This window comes from Pseudomonas citronellolis (assembly GCF_900112375.1).
Taxonomy (GTDB): domain Bacteria; phylum Pseudomonadota; class Gammaproteobacteria; order Pseudomonadales; family Pseudomonadaceae; genus Pseudomonas; species Pseudomonas citronellolis.
Map to the genome: position 1 here is coordinate 50,767 of NZ_FOLS01000039.1, position 20,105 is coordinate 70,871.

Consider the following 20,105-nt stretch of genomic DNA (forward strand, 5'->3'; position numbering starts at 1 on the left):
CCATGACGTTCAGACCGCATGCCCTCGTCCTCCTCCTGGCACTCGCCGGTGCCCCGCTGCCGGCCGCCCTGGCTGCCGAGGCGGCACCGCCCAGTGTGCTGGCCAGCCTGCCGGTGACCTACTCGCTGGCCGAGCGCCTGCTGGCCGGCACCGAGGTACGCCTGCAGCTCATCGCCCCGGAGAACCTCCCCGCCAGCCGCCAGGCCGCCTATTTCGGTGGCCGTGGCGCGGCGGCGCTGGCCAGGGCGGCCGGACAGGCCGACGCGGTGATCGACCTGCGCTCGCTATGGACAGAGGACCCGCTCTACCCGCTGGCCCGGCGCAGCAACATCCGCATTGTCGAGATCGATGCCGCGCGCCCGCTGGACGGCGCCCTGCCGGGCGTCGCCCTGCGCCCGGGCAGCGACATCCACGCTTACCCCTGGCTCAACCCGACCAACCTCGGGCGCATGGCCGACGTGCTCGGCGCCGACCTGGAGCGCCTGGCGCCGGCCGTGCGGCCGCGCATCCAGGCCAACCTGGCTGCGCTCAAACGCCAACTGCTGGACGCCAGCGCGCGCCAGGAAGCACGGCTGGCGCAGCTGCCGAACCTCACTGTGGTCAGCCTCTCCGAACGCCTGGGCTACCTGCTCGACGGCCTCAACCTCGACCCGCTGGAACTGCCGCTGCCGGCCGACGACGCCTGGGACGAGGCGCGCATCCAGGCCTTCGTCGAGGAACTCAAGGCCCAGGACGTCGCCTTGGTGGTACACCACCGCGAACCACCCAAGCCCCTGGTCGAGGCCATCGGCGCCAGCGGCGCGCGGCTGCTGGTGATCGACAGCGACGCGGCCGACCCGGTGCAGGCGGTGGCGGAAGACCTCGGGCGGATCGTCGAGGCGCTGGCAGCGGCCAACGGCTGAGCCACGCCCACGGCGGCCCGTCTGTTCGCGAGCCAGCCCGTAGCGCATTCTGTCCATGAGCAGGAACCGGGCATGCTCCTGGTTCCTGCGAAGGGCGTGACACAAGGAAAAACGCCGTTGCTCCTTCTCCGGAGCAACGGCGTCGTCAAGGGCCGGCGCGGGTTTCAGCCGATCGCCGCGGCGCTGGCCTGCAGCAGCACGCCGCCGTTGCCGGCGCGCAGTTCGTGCAACTGGGTCTCCAGGTGAGCAAGTACTTCGGTCTCACGCTCGTGGAGGAAGAAGTGCCCACCGTCGAACCACTGCAGCTCGAAGCCCGCGCGGGTTTCCTCGCCCCAGGCCAGCAACTGCTCCTGGCTGGCCTTGTCGGCACGTCCGGCGAGCGCCCGCAGCGGGCAGGCCAGAGGCGCACGGCGCTGGTAGCGGTAGCTGCCGCAGAGCAGGAAGTCAGCACGCAGGATCGGTAGCGTCAGGCTCATCAGTTCCTGGTTGGCCAGCACCTCTTCCGGGGTGCCCTGCAGGTCACGCAACTCGGCGATCAGCTCGGCGTCACTCTTCGGCTCGGCGAAACCGCGGTCGTACTCCGCGCGCCGCGACGGCGCCGCGGTGCCCGAAGCGAACAACCCCAGCGGTGTCGGACAACCCAACTCGCGCAGGGCATAGGCGATCTCGCAGGCCAGTAGCGCGCCCAGGCTGTGGCCGAACAGCGCGTAGGGTTCCTGACGCACCTCCGCGTGAAGCTCACGTGCCAGTTGCCGGGCCAGGCGGCCGAGGTCGATCTGCAGCGGCTCGGCCATACGCATGCCGCGCCCGGGCAACTCCACTGGGCGCAACGCCAGCCAGGCTGGCAGTTTGCGCCGCCAGCGGCTGTAGGTCATGGCACTGGCCCCCGAATAAGGCAGGCAGAACAACCTCACGGCCATTCAGTTGGCCGCCTTGTCCATGTGCTGGCGCAGGCTCAGCGGGCGCATGTCGGTCCAGACCTGCTCGATGTAGGCCAGGCAGTCCTTCTTCAGCCCGCTCTTGCCCACGGCGCGCCAGCCGGCGGGGATTTCCTTGTACTGCGGCCAGATGGAGTATTGCTCCTCGTGGTTGACCACCACTTCGAATGGGATGTCTTCGCGGTCGAATACAGAAGTCATTGCGCTTTCCTCAACTGGATGGGCCGGCCGCCCCGGGGGTGGCCGCTATGGGTTAACGAAGTGGGTTGGGGGAAAATTAGGTGGTGAAGCTCTTCGTCTTCGTAGGAGCGAGCTTGCTCGCGAATGAGCCCCGCAGCGGAGTCTGTTCGCGAGCAAGCTCGCTCCTACGAAAAGCCGTGCATCCTGGAACCGTAGGAGCGGACCTTGTCCGCGAAAGCCGGAGGTTCCGGCGCGGTTCGCGGATGAGATCCGCTCCTACAGCATGCCCACCTCCAGCTCTACCTGTAGGAGCGCGCCCTGCGCGCGATTTCGCGGGCAGGGCCCGCTCCTACAATTTGCCGGCAGGCACCGCCGCGGCCAGCGCGCGGGCGAAGCGGCGGGCCACTTCGTCGATCTGCTCGGCGCTGATGATCAGCGGCGGCAGGAAGCGCACCACCGCGCCGTGGCGGCCGCCCAGTTCGAGGATCAGCCCGCGGCGCAGGCATTCGCGCTGGATGCGCGAGGCCAGCGCGGGGTTGGCCGGCGGGTGGCCGAGGCTGTCGGCGGCACCTTCGGCGTCGACCACTTCCACCCCGAGCATCAGCCCGCGGCCGCGGATGTCGCCCAGCTGCGGGTAGCTGCGCTGGAGGATGCGCAGGTGCTCGGCCAGGCGCTCGCCCATGGCCGCGGCATGGCCGGGCACGTCGTGTTCCTTCAGGTAGCGCATCACCGCGGAGCCGGCGGCCATGGCCATCTGGTTACCGCGGAAGGTGCCGGCGTGGGCGCCGGGCTGCCAGGTGTCCAGCCAGTCGCGGTAGACCACCACCGCCAGCGGCAGGCTGCCGCCGATGGCCTTGGACAGCAGCACCACGTCGGGGACGATGCCGGCGTGCTCGAAGGCGAACATGCACCCGGTGCGGCCGAAGCCAGTCTGGATCTCGTCGATCACCAGCGCCACCCCGGCCTTCTCGGTGATCCGCCGCAGGCCGCGCAGCCACTGCAGGTCGGCGGGCACCACGCCGCCCTCGCCCTGCACCACTTCCACCACCACCGCCGCCGGCAGCGGCACGCCGCTTTCCGGGTCGCTCAGCACGCTCTCCAGGTAGTGCAGGTTGGCGCGCACCCCGGCCTCGCCGCCGAGGCCGAAGGGGCAGCGGTAGTCGTAGGGGTACGGCAGGAACTGCACGCCGTTGCCCAGCACCGCGCCCAGGGCCTTCTTCGGCCCGAGGTTGCCCATCAGCCCCAGGGCGCCCTGGGTCATGCCGTGGTAGCCGCCCTGGAACGACAACACGGTGCTGCGCCCGGTGGCGGTGCGCACCAGCTTGAGCGCAGCTTCCGCGGCGTCGGCGCCGGTGGGCCCGCAGAACTGGATCTTCGCCTCGCGCGCCAGCTGTGCCGGCAGCAGGCCGAACAGGTCCTGGACGAAGGCGTCCTTCACCGGGGTGGTCAGGTCCAGGGTGTGCAGCGGCAGTTCGTCGGCCAGCACCTGCTGGATCGCCTCGATCACCACCGGGTGGTTGTGGCCCAGGGCCAGGGTGCCGGCGCCGGCCAGGCAGTCGATGAAGCGGCGGCCCTCGACGTCCTCGACGTACAGCCCGCGGGCCTTCTTCAGCGCCAGGGGGATGCGCCGCGGGTAGCTGCGCGCGTTGGATTCCTGGTGGCGCTGGCGCGCCAGCAACGGCGACTCGCTGAATTCGTAGAGGGTTTCGCCCGCGGCCGGTTCGGCATGGGCAGGCTGGTCATCGATGACGCTGGTAGCGACTTGCATGTCTTCAACCTCGAGACGTGGTGGTGTGCCACGGTTGACGGGTGCCCCGCGATGGCGGAGCGGCTGTAGTGGATAACGCAGCGCGGCGCTCGGGATTTACTGCCGGCCGCGCCCTGCCCCGGCGCCCTTTCCGCGGGCGCGGGGCGGCCTGCGCGCGGCGAACCGCGCGTGGGCTGCAGGTGTTTCGCGATACCCCCGCGGGGCCTCGGCTGCCCCGCGGGAAGTGCCGGGCTAGAGCATTTCCAGCTGCGACATCAGGTCGTCCAGGCGCGCCGCCTTGCGCTCGTCGATGGCGCTGGCGGCCTGGGCCTCGATGTAGCTGGCCAGTTCTTCCACCGTGCTGCACTCGAACATGGCCCGCAGCGGCACGTTGCGTTGCAGGGCCTTCTGCACCCGCGAGGCGATCTGCGTGGCCAGCAGCGAGTGCCCGCCCAGTTCGAAGAAGTTGTCCAGCACGCCGACGCGCTCGACCTTGAGCACCTCGGCCCAGATCTGCGCCAGGGTGGCCTCCAGCTCGGTGCGCGGCGCCTGGTAGGCGTGCGCCAGGGCCTGGCCGATGTCCAGCGCCGGCAGGGCCTTGCGGTCGAGCTTGCCGTTGGCGTTGAGCGGCATGCGCGCCAGCACCTGCCAGTGCAGCGGCACCATGTAGTCCGGCAGGTCGGCGCGCAGGTACTGGCGCACCTGTTCGAGCCAGGCGCCCTCCTCGGCCACCGTCGCGGCGGGCACCAGGTAGCCGACCAGGTACTTGCCGGCGGCGCTTTCCTGCACCGCCACGGCGGCCTCGCGCACCTCCGGCAGCTCGTGCAGGCGCGCCTCGATCTCGCCCAGCTCGATGCGGAAGCCGCGGATCTTCACCTGGTGGTCGACGCGCCCGACGTACTCCAGCACGCCGTCGGCGCGGCGCCGCGCCAGGTCGCCGGTGCGGTACAGGCGCTCGCCCGGCGCCCCGAAGGGATGCGGGACGAAGGCCTGGGCCGTGCGCAGCGGGTCGCCGACGTAGCCGCGGCCGACGCCGGTGCCGGCCACGCACAGCTCGCCCACCGCGCCCAGCGGCACCAGCTCGAAGTCGCCTTCGGCATCCAGCAGGTACAGCTGGTTGTTGTCGGTGGGGCTGCCGATGGGCAGGTAGGTGGCCTCGGTGGAGGCCGCGTCGACGCGGAAGAAGGCCACGTCGTCCGAGCATTCCGCCGGGCCGTAGGCGTTGACCAGGCCCACCTGCGGGTAGCGCTGCAGCCAGTGCCGCGCCAGTTCCGGCGGCATGGCCTCGCCGGTGGGCAGCATCCAGCGCAGGCCGGGCAGCGCCTTGTGCTCCTCGGCGAGCATGCCCTGGATCAGCGAGGGCACGCTTTCCAGCACGCTCACGCCCTGCTCCACCACGTGTTCCAGCAGGGCCTGCGGGTCCTGGGCGATGGCGTTCGGCACTATGGCCACGCGGCCGCCGAACAGCGGCGCGGCGAGGAACTGCCAGACCGAGATGTCGAAGCTCTGCGAGGCGGTCTGGGCGATCACGTCGGCCTCGCCGAGCGCCAGATACGGCACCTTGCTCAGTTGGTTGTTGAGCATGCCGGCCTGTTCCACCATCACGCCCTTGGGCAGGCCGGTGGAGCCGGAGGTGTAGATCACGTAGGCCAGGTTGCGCGGCCCGCTGTAGCGCTGCGGGTCGTGCTCGGCGGCCGCGCCGTGCTGCACCTCGTCCCACACCAGCAGGCGCGGGCGGCTGCCGCAGCCCAGCTCGGCGAGCAGCGCCAGGGCCTGTTCGTGGCAGGCGGCGCTGCACACCAGCACCGGCGTGCGGCTGAGTTCGAGGATGCGCGTCAGGCGCTGCGTCGGGTGCGCCGGGTCCAGCGGCAGGTAGCCGGCGCCGGCCTTGAAGCTGCCGACGATCATGCCCAGCAGGTCCAGGCCGCGCTCGCCCAGCAGGGCCACCGGCTGGTCGAAGCCGACGCCGGCGGCCAGCAGCGCGTGGCCCAGGCGGTTGGCGCGGCGGTTCAGCTCGGCGTAGCTCCACTGCTGGTCCAGGCAACTGGCGGCGATGCGCTGCGGGTGCGCGGCCACCCGCGCTTCGAACAGGCGCACGTAGCCCTGCTCCAGCGGGTAGGCGTGCTCGCTACGGTTGCAGTCCTCCAGCAGGAAGCGCCGTTCCTCGGCCCCCAGCAGCGGCAGTTCGGCCACCTCGCCATGGAAGCCGTCGGCCAGGGCCAGCAGCAGGCGCTTGAATTCGCCGAGCAGGCGCTCGATGGTCGGTGCCTCGAAGTAGCGCTGGTCGTAGGACAGGTGCAGGCCCAGGTCGTCGCCGGGGTAGCAGACCACGGTGAGCGGGAAGTTGGTGTGGGTGCGCCCGGAATCGGAGCTGGCCTTCAGGCTCTGCGCGCGGTCCAGCACCGCCACTTCCACCGGGGCGTTCTCGAACACGAAGAGGCTGTCGAACAGCGGCTGGCCCTTGGGCAGCTCGCTGGCTTCCTGGATGCTCACCAGCGGCAGGTGCTCGTGCTCGCGCAGTTCCAGGTTGCGTTCGAACAGCCCGGTCAGCCAGTCGCGCACCGTCTGCCGCGCGCCCGGCGCCGGCAGCTGCACGCGCAGCGGGATGCTGTTGATGAACAGCCCCACGGTGCGCTGCATCTGCGGCAGGCCCACCGGGCGCCCGGCCACGGTGACGCCGAACAGCAGGTCGCGCTCGCCGCTGTAGCGCCGCAGCACCAGGGCCCAGGCCGCCTGGGCGAAGGTGTTGACGGTGAGCTGGTAGCGCTGCGCCAGTTCGCGCAGGCGCGCGCCGTCGGCGGCGTCCAGGCGGGTGTAGCGGTCGCCGACGATCATCCCGCCACTTTCCCCGGCGCGCTCGTGGAGGATCGGCCGGTCGCTGGGGATGTAGGTGGCGCGCTCGAAGCCGTTCAGGTTCTGCTGCCACCAGCGGCGCGAGTGCTCCAGGTCCTGGCGCTGCAGCCAGGCGATGTAGTCGCGGTAGCGCGGCGCGGCCGGCAGCTGCGGCGCGCGGCCCTCGCCCAGGGCGCTGTAGATCTCGAAGAAATCGCTCATCAGCAGGCCGCGGCACCAGGCGTCGATGAGGATGTGGTGGTTGCTCATCATGAACCAGTAGCGCGCCGCGCCCAGGCGGATCAGGCGCAGGTGGAAGGGCGGCTCCTCGAGCAGGTCGAAGCCGGCCTCGCGTTCCTGTTTGTGCAGGGCCTGCAGGCGTTCCTCGTGGCCGTCGGCGGGCAGTTCGCTCCAGTCGAGGAACTCGATGCGCAGCCGGCCGGGCTTGTGGATCACCTGCAGCATGGCCTCGCCGGCGTTCCACGAGAAGGACGCGCGCAGCGCCTCGTGGCGCGCCACCACGGCCTGCCAGGAGGCGGCGAAGCGTTCGCGGTCCAGCTCGCTGTCGATGCGGTAGCGGTCCTGCATGTAGTAGATGCCGGTGCCCGGCTCCAGCAGGGTGTGCAGCAGCAGGCCCTCCTGCATGGGCGTCAGCGGGTAGACGTCGTCGATCTGCGCCGCCGGCACCGCCAGGGCGTCCAGCTGCGCCTGGCTCAGGCGCGCCAGGGGGAAGTCGGAAGGCGTCAGGCCGCCGGCGTCGTCGTCCAGGCAGTGGGCGATCAGCGCCTGCAGTTCGTCGCGGTAGGCGTTGGCCAGCTCGGCGATGGTCTGCTCTTCGTAGCGCTCGGCGCTGTAGGTCCAGCGCAGCACCAGTTCGCCGCCATAGACCTGGCCGTCCACGCTCAGCTCGTTGGGCAGCGGCGCGGCGGCGTCGTGGATGGCCCCGGTGGGCTCGTCCAGCGGGTGGAACAGGGCGTCCTCGGTGAAGCTCTGGTCGAACTGGCCCAGGTAGTTGAAGGTGATGCGCGGCTGCGGCAGCGCGGCCAGGGCGCGGCGCCCGGCCTCGTCGCCCAGGTGGCGCAGCACGCCGTGGCCCAGGCCCTTGTGCGGCACGGCGCGCAGCTGTTCCTTGATCGCCTTGATCGACGCCGCCAGCCCTTCCTTACCCGGCTCGCCGGCAGGCGCCAGGCGCAACGGGAAGGCGCTGGTGAACCAGCCGACCGTGCGGCTGAGGTCGATGTCGTCGAACAGCGCCTCGCGGCCGTGGCCTTCCAGTTGCACCAGCATCGAGGCCTCGCCGCTGACGCGGCAGAGCACGCGGGCCAGGGCGGTCAGCAGCAGGTCGTTGACCTGGGTGCGGTAGGCCGCCGGGGCCTGCTGCAGCAGTTGGCGGGTGTGCTCGCGGTCCAGGCGCAGGCTCAGGCTGCGGGCCAGGGCCTCGTCGTTGCGGCCTTGCGGGTTGTCGCAGAACCAGGCGCCGGGGGCGCCGTCCAGCTGGCCGCGCCACCAGTGCAGTTCCTCGCGCAGCGGCTCGCTGCCGGCGTAGGCCTGCAGGCGCGCGGTCCAGTCGCGGAAGGCGCTGGTCTTGGCCGGCAGTTGCGGCGCTTCGCCGGCGGCGAGTTGGCGGTAGGCCTGCTGCAGGTCTTCCAGCAGCACGCGCCAGGACACGCCGTCCACCACCAGGTGGTGGATCGCCAGCAGCAGGCGCTGGGCGCCGGGGCCGTCCACCAGCACCGCGCGCAGCAGCGGGCCGTCCAGGGCCAGGCTGCGCTGGGCGCGCTCGAAGACTTCGGCGCAGTCGTCGAAGCTCGCCACCTGCGCCTGCCAGAGCAGCCAGGCGCCATCGTCCGCAGCCCGGTGTTCGGCGTGCCAGCGGCCGTCCTCCTGGCGGAATGTCAGGCGCAGGGCGTCGTGGTGCTTGATCAGCTCCAGCAGGGCCTGGCGCAGCAGCTCGGCGTCCAGCGCCTGGCGCGGCTCCAGCAGCAGCGACTGGTTCCAGTGCGCGCGGTTCTCCAGGGGCAGTTCGAAGAACCACTGCTGGATCGGCGTCAGCGCACTCTCGCCCTGTACTTCGCCCTGCTCGGCGAGGCTGGCGCCGGCGCTGCGGGCGACGCCGGCCAGGCTGCGCACGCTCTGGTGCTGGAACAGGTCGCGCGGGCTGAACTGGATGCCCTGCTGGCGGGCGCGGCTGACCACCTGGATGGAGAGGATGGAGTCGCCGCCCAGTTCGAAGAAGTTGTCGTCCAGGCCGACCTGGGCGACGTTCAGCACCTCGCCCCAGACCGCCGCCAGCTGGCGTTCCAGCTCGCTGCGCGGGGCCTCGTAGGCGCGCTGGCCGAGGCTGGCGTCCGGCGCCGGCAGCGCGCGGCGGTCGAGCTTGCCGTTGGCGGTCAGCGGCAGGCCCTCCAGCAGCACCAGGTGCGCCGGCACCATGTAGTCCGGCAGCTGCTGCTTGAGGTGCGCCTTGAGCGCCTCGCGCAGCTCGGCCTGGGCCGCCTCGTCGGCGCCCGCCTCTGCGCAGCCCACGTAGCCCACCAGTTGCTTGCCGCTCGGCCCGTCGATGGCCAGCACGGCCGCCTCGTGCACCTGCGGGTGTTCCTGCAGGCGCGCCTCTATCTCGCCCAGCTCGATGCGGAAGCCGCGGATCTTCACCTGCTGGTCGATGCGTCCGAGGTATTCCACCTGGCCGTCGGCGCGCTGGCGCACGCGGTCGCCGGTGCGGTACAGGCGCCCGCCGGGCGCGCCGAAGGGGTCGGGCACGAAGCGTTCGGCGGTCAGCGCCGGGCGTTCGTGGTAGCCGCGGGCCAGGCCGGCACCGCCGACGTACAGCTCGCCGCCGGCGCCCTGGGGCACCAGGGCCAGGTCGGCGTCGAGGAGGCAGGCGCTGCGCTCGCCCACCAGGCTGCCGATGGGCACGCCGGCGCCGGCTTCCACCTGTTCCGGGGCCAGGGCCGCCAGGGGCATGACCACCGTCTCGGTGGGGCCGTAGGCGTTGAAGAAGTAGCGCGGCGCGAAGGCCTGGCGGATGCGTTGCAGGTGCTCGGCGGTCAGCGCCTCGCCGCCGGTGATGCACAGGCGCACCGGCAGCTGCCGGCCCTGGGTCTGCAGCCACTGGGCCAGCTGGCTGCCGTAGCTGGGGGTGAAGCCGAGGATGCTCACCCGGTGCTCGGCGATCAGCTGGCAGATGTCCTCGGCGCCCCACTGGCCCTGGGCCCGCAGCACCACGTGGGCGCCGCACAGCAGCGGCGTCAGCAGGCGCTCGCTGGCGGCGTCGAAGTTGATGGAATAGAAGTGCAGCTCGCAGTCGTCGGCGCGCATGCCGAAGCGCTCGATCACCGCGCGGCAGTGCATGGCGATCTCGCCGTGGCACACCGCCACGCCCTTGGGCTTGCCGGTGGAGCCGGAGGTGTAGATCAGGTAGGCCAGGTGCTGCGGCTGGGCGAAGGCCGGCAGCGGGCCGTCGTCCAGTGCCGCCAGGGCCTCGCCCTCCTCCGCCGGGCAGCAGCGGCCGACGCCTTCGGGCAGCGCGCCCAGGGCCTCGAACAGCGCCGGCTGGCCGAGCAGCAGGCGCACGCCGCTGTCCTCGATCATGTAGTGCAGGCGCTCCAGCGGGTATTCCGGGTCCAGCGGCACGTAGGCGCCGCCGGCCTTGAGGATCGCCAGCAGGCCGACGACCATTTCCAGCGAGCGCTCCAGGGCCAGGCCGACGCGTACTTCCGGGCCCACGCCGCGTTCGCGCAGCAGGCGCGCCAGGCGGTTGGCGCGGGCGTCCAGTTCGGCGTAGCTCAGGCTCTGGCCGGCGAAGGTCAGCGCCGGGGCCTGCGGCGTGGCCGCGGCCTGGGCGGCGAACAGGCCGTGCAGGGTGTCGCTCAGTTGCGGCCCGCTGCAGGTCAGCAGCGCGTCCTGCTCGCCGCCATCCAGCATCGGCAGCTCGCCCAGGCGCTGTTGCGGATCGGCGATCATCGCCGCCAGCAGGTTCTGCCAGTGGCGCGCCATGCGGGCGATGCGCGGCTCGTCGAAGAGGTCGCGGCTGTAGGTCAGGCAGCAGCCCAGGCGCTGGTCGAGGTCGGTGACCTCCAGGTTGAGGTCGAACTTGGTGGCGCGGGCGTCGTTGACGCAGTACTCCACGGTCATCCCGGCCAGCTGGCGGGTCTGCTGGAACTCCCAGCGCTGGACGTTGCACATCACCTGGAACAGCGGGTTGTAGGCGGCGCTGCGCGGCGGCTGCAGGGCCTCCACCAGGTGGTCGAAGGGCAGGTCCTGGTGCGACTGGCCGTCGATCACCGTCTGCCGCACCTGCTCCAGCAGCCCGGCCACGCTCATCTGCCCGTCGAGGCGGCAGCGCAGCACCTGGGTGTTGAGGAAGGCGCCGATCAGCCCTTCGCTCTCCGGGCGGATGCGGTTGGCCACCGGCGCGCCGATGCGCAGGTCCTGCTGGCCGCTGTAGCGGTACAGCAGCACGGCCAGGGCGGCGGTCATGGTCATGAACTGGGTCAGGCCGTTGCCGGCGTTGAAGCGGCGCACGCGCTCGGCCAGCTGTGGCGCCAGGTCGAAGCGGTAGAGGTCGCCGCGGTGGCTCTGCACTGGCGGCCGCGGGCGGTCGCCGGGCAGTTCCAGCACCGGATGCTCGTCGCCCAGCTGGGCGGTCCAGTAGTCCAGCTGGCGCTGGCGTTCGCCGGCCTCCAGCCAGTCGCGCTGCCACACGCTGTAGTCCAGGTACTGCACCGGCAACGGCGCCAGGGGCGATTCGCGGCCGGCCAGGAAGGCCTCGTAGAGCGCGCTCAGCTCGCGGGCGAAGATGTCCATGGCCCAGCCTTCGGTGACGATGTGGTGCAGTGTCACCACCAGGTAGTGCTCGTCCTCGGCCAGGCGGACCATGTACACCCGCAGCAGCGGGCCCTGTTCGAGGTCGAAGGGCTTGTGCGCCTCGTCGTCGGCCAGTTGCTGCAGGGCCTGCTGGCGGGCTTCGGTGTCGAGGTGGGAGAAGTCCAGGCGCTGCATGCGCAGCTCGCTGTCCGCCTGCACCTGCTGATGCGGCACGCCGTCGACGCTGGGGAAGCGGGTGCGCAGGGTCTCGTGGCGCTGCACCAGGGCTTGCAGGGCGCGCTCGAAGCAGTCCAGGTCCAGCGCGCCGCGCAGCCGCGCCATGCCACCGACGTTGTAGGCCGGGCTGTCCGGCTCCAGTTGCCAGAGGAACCACATGCGCTGCTGCGAGTAGGACAGCGGCACGCGCTGGCTGCGGTCCACCGGGCGGATCGCGCCCTGGCTGTCGCGGCTGCCGGCGGCGCGCAGCTGGCGCACCCGCTCGGCGAAGGCGCCCAGGCGGCTGGCGTCGAACAGCTCGCGCAGCGGCAGCTCGATGGCGAAAGCCTGGCGCGCCCGGGAGACGATCTGGGTGGCCAGCAGCGAGTGGCCGCCCAGTTCGAAGAAGTCGTCGTCCAGGCCCACTTGCGGCAGGCCCAGCACTTCGCTCCAGATGCTGGCCAGGCGCTGTTCCAGCTCGTCGCGCGGGGCGACGTGCTCGCGCTGCTGCCCGCTCGGTTCGGGCAGGGCCTTGAGGTCCAGCTTGCCGCTGGGGCCCAGGGGCATGCTGTCCAGGCGCATGAGTTGCGCCGGGACCATGTATTCCGGCAATGCTGCCTGCAACGCGGTGCGCAGGGCCTGGCCGTGCTCGGTCTCGGCGGGCGCGTCGGCGGTCGCGGTGTAGTAGCCCAGCAATTGGCTGCCGAGGTTGCCGGCCTGGCGGATCAGCACCACGGCCTGGGCCACGCCGGGCTGGGCCAGTAGGCGCGCGCGGATTTCGTCCAGCTCGATGCGGAAGCCGCGCAGCTTCACCTGGCCGTCCTGGCGGCCGAGGTATTCCAGCACGCCCTGCTCGCTCCAGCGCGCGCGGTCGCCGGTGCGGTACAGGCGCGCGCCGGGCGCGCCCAGCGGGTCGGCGACGAAGCGTTCGGCGCTCAGCCCCGGGCGGCCCAGGTAGCCGCGGGCCAGGCCGGCGCCGCCGATGCACAGCTCACCGGCGGCGCCCGGCGGCAGCGGGTTGAGTTCGCTGTCGAGGACGCGGCAGACCACGTTGCCCAGCGGCCGGCCGATGGGCGAGCGCGCGCCGTCCTCCAGCGAGCAGTGCCAGTGGGTGACGTTGATCGCGGTTTCCGTCGGGCCGTAGCGGTTGTGCAGGGCCACGCCGGGCAGGCGTTGCAGCACGCGGTCGCGCAGCTGCGCCGGCAGCGCCTCGCCGCCGGAGAACAGGCGGCGCAGGCTGGTGCATTCCTCCACGCCCGGCTCGTCGATGAACAGTTGCAGCAGCGGCGGCACGAAGTGCAGCGTGGTCACGCCGAACTGCCGCACCAACTGGGCGATGCGCGCCGGGTCGCGGTGTTCGCCGGGGCCGGCCAGCACCAGGCGGCAGCCCGCCAGCAGCGGCCAGAAGCATTCCCACACCGAGACGTCGAAGCTCACCGGGGCCTTCTGCATCAGCACGTCGTTGGCCTGCAGCGCGTAGGTGGCCTGCATCCATTGCAGGCGCTCGGCCAGGGCCGCGTGGGTGTTGCCCACGCCCTTGGGCTGGCCGGTGGAGCCGGAGGTGTAGATGACGTAGGCCAGGTTGGCGCCGTGCAGGTGCAGGCCCGGCGCGCTGCTCGGCCAGCCGTCCAGCTTGAGGCCGTCGAGGCACAGGGTGGCGACGCCTTCCAGGCTCGGCAGGCGCTCCAACAGGTGGGACTGGGTCAGCAGCAGGCTGGCGCCGCAGTCGTCGAGCATGTAGGCCAGGCGCTCGGCGGGGTAGTCCGCGTCCAGCGGCACGTAGGCGCCGCCGGCCTTGAGGATGGCCAGCAGGCCCACCAGCAGCTGCGGCGAGCGTTCGGCGCAGATGGCCACCGGCACGTCGGGACCCACGCCCTTGTCGCGCAGGTAGTGGGCCAGGCGGTTGGCCTGGGCGTGCAGCTCGGCGTGGCTGAGTTCGCCGCCGTCCCATTGCAGCGCCACGCGTTCGGCATATTCCGCCTGCGCACGCTCCAGCTGCTCCGGCAGCCAGCTGCGCGCCGGCTCGCAGGGCGCGCTGCCCCACTGTTCCAGGCGCGCCAGTTCCGCGTCCGTCGCCAGGGCGATGTCGCCCAGGCACAGCTGCGGCTGCGCCACCACCTGGCGCAGCAGCGCCACGTACTGGTCGGCCAGGTGCTGGATGCTGGCGGCGTCGAACAGCTCGGCGGCGTAGTCGAAGTTCAGGCGCAGGCGGCCGCGAGTGTCTTCCTCGGTCTGCAATTGCAGGTCGAACTTGGCCTCGCGGCTGTGCCAGGGCAGTTCCTCGGCCAGCAGGCCGGGCAGCCGGCGCAGGGCGGAAAGGTCGCGCTGCTGGTGGTTGAACAGCACCTGGAACGGCTGGCCGCCGTGGCCCGGCAGGGCTTCCAGCAGGCTGTCGAAGGGCAGGTCCTGGTGTTCCTGGGCGCCCAGGGTGGCTTCGCGCACCTGGGCCAGCAGTTGGCCGAAGGCCTGCCGCGGGGCGGGCGTGGCGCGCAGCACCAGGGTGTTGATGAAGAAGCCCACCAGTCCCTGGACTTCCTGGCGCTGGCGGTTGGCGCTGGGCACGCCGACGCGGATGTCGGCCTGCCCGCTGTGGCGGTGCAGCAGGGCCTGGAAGGCCGCCAGCAGCCACATGAAGACGCTGGCCTGGTTGGCCTGGGCCGCTTCGCGCAGGGCCTGGCCGAGCTTGTCGTCCAGGCGCAGGCTCAGGCGCGCCGCCGGCGAGGCGGCGTTGCCGCGCGGGTGGTCGGTGGGCAGTTCCAGTACCGGGGCTTCCTCGCCCAGCTGTTCGCGCCAGTAGGCCAGTTGGCGGGCGCCCTCGCCCGCCTCCAGCCACTGGCGCTGCCAGCTGGCGAACTCGGCATAGCCGACCGGCAGCGGCGCCAGTTCGGCGGCCTGGCCGCCCTGCGCTTCGGCGTACAGGCGGGCGAATTCGTCCAGCAGCAGGTTCAGCGACCAGCCGTCGGCCACGATGTGGTGCAGGGTCACCCACAGCTGGTGCAGGTCGTCGTCCAGGCGCACCAGGCTCACCCGCAGCAGCGGGCCCTTCTCCAGGTCGAACGGCTCGCGGGCCTCGGCCTCGCGGCGTTGTTCGGCTTCGCTGGTGTCCAGCTCCAACACCTGCCAGTGGAACTCGCCGCGCGGCTCGATGCGTTGCAGCGCCTGGCCATCGCGTTCGAGGAAGCGCGTGCGCAGCGACTCATGGCGCTGCACCAGGCGGGCGAAGCTGTCGTAGACCGCGTCTTCGTCCAGTTCGCCGCGCAGCAGCAGGCCGCCGGGGATGTTGTAGGCGCAGCCGCGGGGTTCGATCTGCCAGTTCAGCCACAGGCGGCGCTGGGCCGCGGATTGCGGCAGGTCGCCGCCGCGCGGCAGCTGGGCCATGGGTGCTTCCGCCGCGGCGCCATTGGCCAGGCGATCGGCCACGGCGGCGCTGAAGGCGGCCAGGCTCGGCGCCTCGAACAGCAGGCGCAGGTTCAGGTTGACGCCCAGGGCCTCGCGCAGCGCGGCCATGACCTGGGCGGCGGCGATGGAGTTGCCGCCGAGCAGGAAGAAGTTGTCGTCCGCGCCTACGCGCTCGACGCCCAGGTGCTCGCGCCAGAGTTCGGCGATGCGCGCCTGCAAGGCATCGGCGCCTTGCTCCGGCGCAGCTTCGGCCCGGGGTGCCTGGCCAGGGTAGACGGCGTAGGCTTCCAGGCTGCCGTCGGCCAGGCACGTGCGGCAGGCCGAGCGCTGCAGCTTGCCGCTGGAGGTGCGCGGCAGCGCGCCGGGGTTGAGCAGCGCCACCACCTTCGGCGCCTCCTGGCAGGCCTCGGCCACCGCCTGGCGGATGGCGTCGATCAGGGCCTCGGCCGGGATGCGCTTCTGCAGGGCGCGGCCGACCTCGGCGGCGATGCCGATGCCCTCCTCGCCATCGACCTGCACGGCGAAGGCGGCCACGCGGCCCTTGCGCACCGCGTCCACTTCGGTTTCCACGGCGCGCTCGATGTCCTGCGGGTAGAGGTTGTGGCCGCGGATGATGAGCATGTCCTTCAGGCGCCCGGTGACGTACAGCTCGCCGTCGCGCAGGCAGCCCAGGTCGCCGGTGCGCAGCCAGGTGCGGCCGTCGCGTTCGACGAAGGCCTTGGCCGTGGCCTCGGGGTTGTGCCAGTAGCCGTGGGCGATGCTCGGCCCGGCGGCCCAGACCTCGCCCACCTGGTTCTCGCCCAGGACGGCGCCATCGGTGGCGTCGACGATCATTACCGCATGCTCGGGCTGGCTGCGACCGCAACACATGAGCACGCTGTCGCTGCCCGCTTCGATGCGGTTCTGCGCCAGGGCCGCCTCGTCCACGCCCAGGGCGGCGATGCCCTGGCCGCGCTGGCCGCCGCTGACGAACAGGGTGGCCTCGGCCAGGCCGTAGCAGGCGAAGAAGCTGGAGGCCTCGAAGCGGCTGGCGGCGAACTTGGCGGCGAAATTATCCAGGCTGTCCTGGCGGATCGGTTCGGAGCCGGAGAAGGCCACGCGCCAGCGGCTCAGGTCCAGGCCGGCCAGGGCCGATTCGCTGACGCGCTCGGTGCACAGGCGATAGGCGAAGTCCGGCCCGCCGCTGACGGTGCCGCCGTGCTGGCTGATGGCTTCCAGCCAGCGCAACGGGCGTTCGAGGAAGTAGCGCGGCGACATCAGCACGCAGGGCACGCCGCTGTAGACCGGCTGCAGCAGGCCGCCGATCAGGCCCATGTCGTGGTACAGCGGCAGCCAGCTGACGATCACGTCGTCGGCGCCGATGCCGAAGCCGCCGCGGATCAGCCGCTCGTTGGCCACCAGGTTGCCGTGGCTGACCTGCACGCCCTTGGGCAGCGCGGTGGAGCCGGAGGTGTACTGCAGGAAGGCGATGTGCTCGGGGCGGACCTCAGTCTCCACCCAGGCCTCGGCGCCGGCCAGGTCCAGTTCGTCGACGCACAGCAGCTGCGGCGCGGCGGCGCCGGACAGCGCCGGGCAGCCTTCCAGCAGCGCCCCGCGCAGTTCGGCCTGGGTCAGCACCAGGCGCGGCACGCAGTCGTCGATGATCGACAGCAGGCGTTCCTGGTGGTGGCGGCGCGCCGACTCCGGCGGGTAGGCGGGCACCGCGACTATGCCGGCGTACAGGCAGCCGAAGAAGGCGGCAACGTAGTCCGGGCCGCTGGGGAACAGCAGCACCGCGCGCTCGCCCTGCCCCGCCCGGGCCTGCAGGGCGGCGGCGATGCAGCGGGCGCGGCGGTCCAGCTCGGCGTAACTGAGCACCACGTCGCCGGCGCCGTCTTCGGCCAGGAAGCGCAGGGCCAGCCGGTCGGGTTGGGCGCCGGCGCGCTCGCGCAGGGCCTGGGCCATGGAGATGGGATGTTCGAACGCGTCCATTGTGTGTTTCCTGCTGAGTGCACCGCGACTGGTCATCGACCGGAAAAGTCCCACTTGGGCCTTCAGCCGGTTCTCTCAGAGGTGTACGGACGATCATTCGAAATAATTAGTGTTCTCAGCTAGGCCAGCGAGCCCGCGCAGATGGCACAAAGCCAGTCTGCATGGGGCTTTCCGGCCAGCAAGAACATTCATTTACAATTGTTGACAATGATTCTCATTTCAAATACTTTCCGGCTCGGCTCGCTGGATGCGTACCTGACTAGCGATTTGCCCACCCACACTGCCGCTAGGTGATTCTCATGCTGGATGAACTGCCCACCTCCCGTTATGCCTCCCCGTTGGTCGCGACCTTCATCGAGAATCGTTCCATCCTGGTCAAGTTCGCCTCGCGCTTCCTCGGTTGCCGTTCCCATGCCGAGGACGTGGTGCAGGACACCTTCTTCCGCCTGCAGAACGCCTCCGGCGCCTCCATTCCGCTGAAGGCGCAGATGAGCTACCTGTTCCAGGTGGTGCGCAACCTGGCCATCGACCACTACCGCAAGCAGGCGCTGGAGCAACGCCACACCGGCGCACCCCAGGAACTGATGGAGGCCGAGGCGGCCTACGGCGGCACGCCGGAAACCCTGCACATCAACTTCGACACCCTCGAGCAGATCGACGAAGCCCTGAGCCAGTTGCCCGAGCGCACCCGCTACGCCTTCGAGATGTACCGCCTGCACGGTGTGCAGCAGAAGGAGATCGCCCGCGAGCTGGGGGTTTCCCCGACCCTGGTCAACTTCATGATCCGCGATGCCCTGCTGCATTGCTGCGCCAGCGTGGCCAAGGACGAACAGCCCGCCCGCCGCGCCTGAAGCCCCTTGCGCCCCGGTGCCGGATGCCGTGCATCGCCGGGGCAAGGGGCCGCCGTCCCTGGCGCGTCCCATACTCCCGACGGAATCTTCCCGCTTTACCGCCCCCGCCCCTGAATCTCCGCCAATACCTCCGGCGCGGCGCCCGGCCTTGTCCATAATGGCGCCCTAACGTCCGCAATCCACCCGCATCCAGCCATGGCGTCGAGTCCCTCGAACGCGCACTCGCGCCAGGCATGTCCGGCCGGGTGGATGGCGAGGCGATCTCCACAGTATCGACGGAATCCACCATGTCCTTGGGGCCCATGCCCAGGCTCAACCTGCGCACCTTGATCCTTCTGTTCGCCTCCCTGGCGGCCATCGCGACCCTGGCCAACGACCTGTTCGCCACCTACCGGATCCAGCGGGAGACGCTGGTCCTCAGTGCGCTGGAGCACAACCGGGCCTATGCGGCCAAGGTTGCGCTGAGCATCAACCAGAGCCTCGCCTCGTCTCTGGACCGCCTGGCCTACAGCGCGGCCGTCCTCGGGCGCGACTTCGCCGATGCGGCGGTCCGCGGCGCCGAGGTGGAACGCCTGGTCCGCCAGGACGGCAGCTTCAACACCGTGGTCATCGTCGACGCGACCGGGCGGATCCTCAGCGCCATTCCCCAATGGCTCAGCGCCAATGGCCGCAAGATCCTCTCCAAGCGTCCCCTGGAAATGCGCCAGGCGATGATCAGCCCGGCCTTCCATTCGCAGTCCGGCGAACGGGTGGTATTCGTCTCCCACCCGGTCTGGAACGCCCGCGGCGACTACCTCGGCCTGGTCGGCGGGACCATCTACCTGAACCGCGCCAATTCGCTGAACCACATCGTCAGCCGGCACTTCCAGGAGGACACCTCCTTCGTCTACCTGGTGGACGAACAGCGCCAGTTGCTCTACCACCCCGAACGCGAACGCATCGGCCAGACGATCGGCGTCAACGCCGCGGTGGACGCCGCGCTGCGCGGCGAAAGCGGCGCCATGCAGGTCACCAATCACGAGGGCCTGGAGATGCTCGCGGGCTACGCGGCGGTATCGGACAGCGGCTGGGGCGTGGTCTCGCAGCAGCCACTGAGCGTCACCCTCGGCGCCGTGCGCGCGCTGATGCTGCAGGTGCTGGCGGGGATCGTGCCGATGATCCTGCTCGGCTTCCCGCTGCTGTGGTGGATAGCCGCGCGTATCAGCCATCCCCTGCGACGGCTGGCCGACTACGCGGCGCAGTTGGACAACACCGAGCGCATCGAGGGGGTGCGCGCCTGGTACTTCGAGGCCTGGCGCATCCGCCGGGCGCTGATCATCGGCGGGCAGATGACCCAGGAGCGCATCGGCCAGCTCAACCGCCAGGCCCAGAGCGACCCGCTGACCGGCCTGGCGAACCGCCGGGCGCTGGAGGCCACCCTGGCGAGCTGGGTGGCGCGCGGCGAGCCCTTCGCGGTCATCAGCATGGACATCGACCACTTCAAGCAGGTCAACGACACCTTCGGCCATGCCGCCGGCGACCAGGTGCTGCAGGCCTTTGCCGAGGTGCTGCGGTGCAACTCGCGCAGCGCCGACCTGCCGTGCCGTGCCGGCGGCGAGGAGTTCATCCTGCTGCTGCCGGGCACCTCGCTCGGCGTGGCGGCGGAAGTCGCCGAGCGCATCCGCCTGACGACGGAACGCACGGACTTCCCGCAGGTGGGCCGGGTGACACTGTCGCTGGGCGTGGCCTTCAGCAGCGAGGGGCGGACGGACGTCGGCGCGGTGCTAGCGACTGCCGACGCCCTGCTCTACCAGGCCAAGCAGGCCGGCCGCAACCGCGTCATGGTGGCGGATGAGCGGCCGGTTGGCGTGGCGCAGCCACATCCGTCCTGAGGGGCGGTGAGTCCAATCGCGGACGGAGTCCGCTCCTACGCCTGTGCCTCCCTGGAACCGTAGGAGCGGACTCTGTCCGCGATTCGGCGGATAACGCCGTAGGCGTTATGCGCCCTACGGATTTCCGACGGGGTTGCGGCAGAGGTTGGGGCTCTGCAAAGAGCGCCCTCTCCCCAGCCCTCTCCCGCAAGCGGGAGAGGGGGCTGTCCTCAGCGAAGGGAGAATCCAGAGTCATCCTGAAACACCTATCTATCCCCGTCATTCCCGCGAACGCGGGAACCCAGTGACTGCGGGGTTCGCGAGCAAGCTCGCTCCTACGAAAAGCAAAAGCAAAAGCGCGTTTGCTCTTGGACTTCCAGAGAAATAGCCGAGCGCACCGAAACGCCCCTTCA

The 20,105-nt window shown here is 71.0% G+C and carries 7 protein-coding genes; 3 read left to right on the forward strand and 4 right to left on the reverse strand.

What is annotated here, in order from left to right:
• The first annotated feature begins 2 nt into the window (after positions 1-2).
• Positions 3-902, forward strand: coding sequence for a metal ABC transporter solute-binding protein, Zn/Mn family (locus BM060_RS28050; protein WP_074985183.1), 900 nt, complete (start codon positions 3-5; stop codon positions 900-902).
• Positions 903-1,066: 164 nt separating this feature from the next.
• Here BM060_RS28050 and BM060_RS28055 read toward each other — a convergent pair whose 3' ends face one another.
• The 4 genes from BM060_RS28055 to BM060_RS28070 form a co-directional block, all read right to left on the reverse strand.
• On the reverse strand, positions 1,067-1,822 hold the full coding sequence (locus tag BM060_RS28055) for a thioesterase II family protein (RefSeq protein ID WP_074985185.1): 756 nt from the start codon (positions 1,820-1,822) through the stop codon (positions 1,067-1,069).
• Positions 1,823-2,041 (reverse strand): MbtH family protein, encoded by a 219-nt coding sequence (locus BM060_RS28060; protein ID WP_074985188.1) that lies wholly within the window; start codon positions 2,039-2,041, stop codon positions 1,823-1,825.
• Between the two features lie 328 nt (positions 2,042-2,369).
• Positions 2,370-3,788 carry an aspartate aminotransferase family protein gene (locus BM060_RS28065; RefSeq protein WP_074985191.1) on the reverse strand — a complete coding sequence of 473 codons (1,419 nt, stop codon included), beginning with the start codon at positions 3,786-3,788 and terminating at the stop codon, positions 2,370-2,372.
• 231 nt (positions 3,789-4,019) lie between these two features.
• Positions 4,020-16,991 carry a non-ribosomal peptide synthetase gene (locus BM060_RS28070; RefSeq protein ID WP_074985193.1) on the reverse strand — a complete coding sequence of 4,324 codons (12,972 nt, stop codon included), beginning with the start codon at positions 16,989-16,991 and terminating at the stop codon, positions 4,020-4,022.
• Positions 16,992-17,290: 299 nt separating this feature from the next.
• Here BM060_RS28070 and BM060_RS28075 point away from each other — a divergent pair, with 299 nt between their 5' ends.
• The gene (locus BM060_RS28075; RefSeq protein WP_074985195.1) at positions 17,291-17,842 is read left to right on the forward strand and encodes an RNA polymerase factor sigma-70; all 552 of its coding nucleotides are present in this window, start codon (positions 17,291-17,293) and stop codon (positions 17,840-17,842) included.
• Between the two features lie 287 nt (positions 17,843-18,129).
• Positions 18,130-19,713, forward strand: coding sequence for a sensor domain-containing diguanylate cyclase (locus tag BM060_RS28080; protein ID WP_074985197.1), 1,584 nt, complete (start codon positions 18,130-18,132; stop codon positions 19,711-19,713).
• The last annotated feature ends 392 nt before the right edge of the window (positions 19,714-20,105 follow it).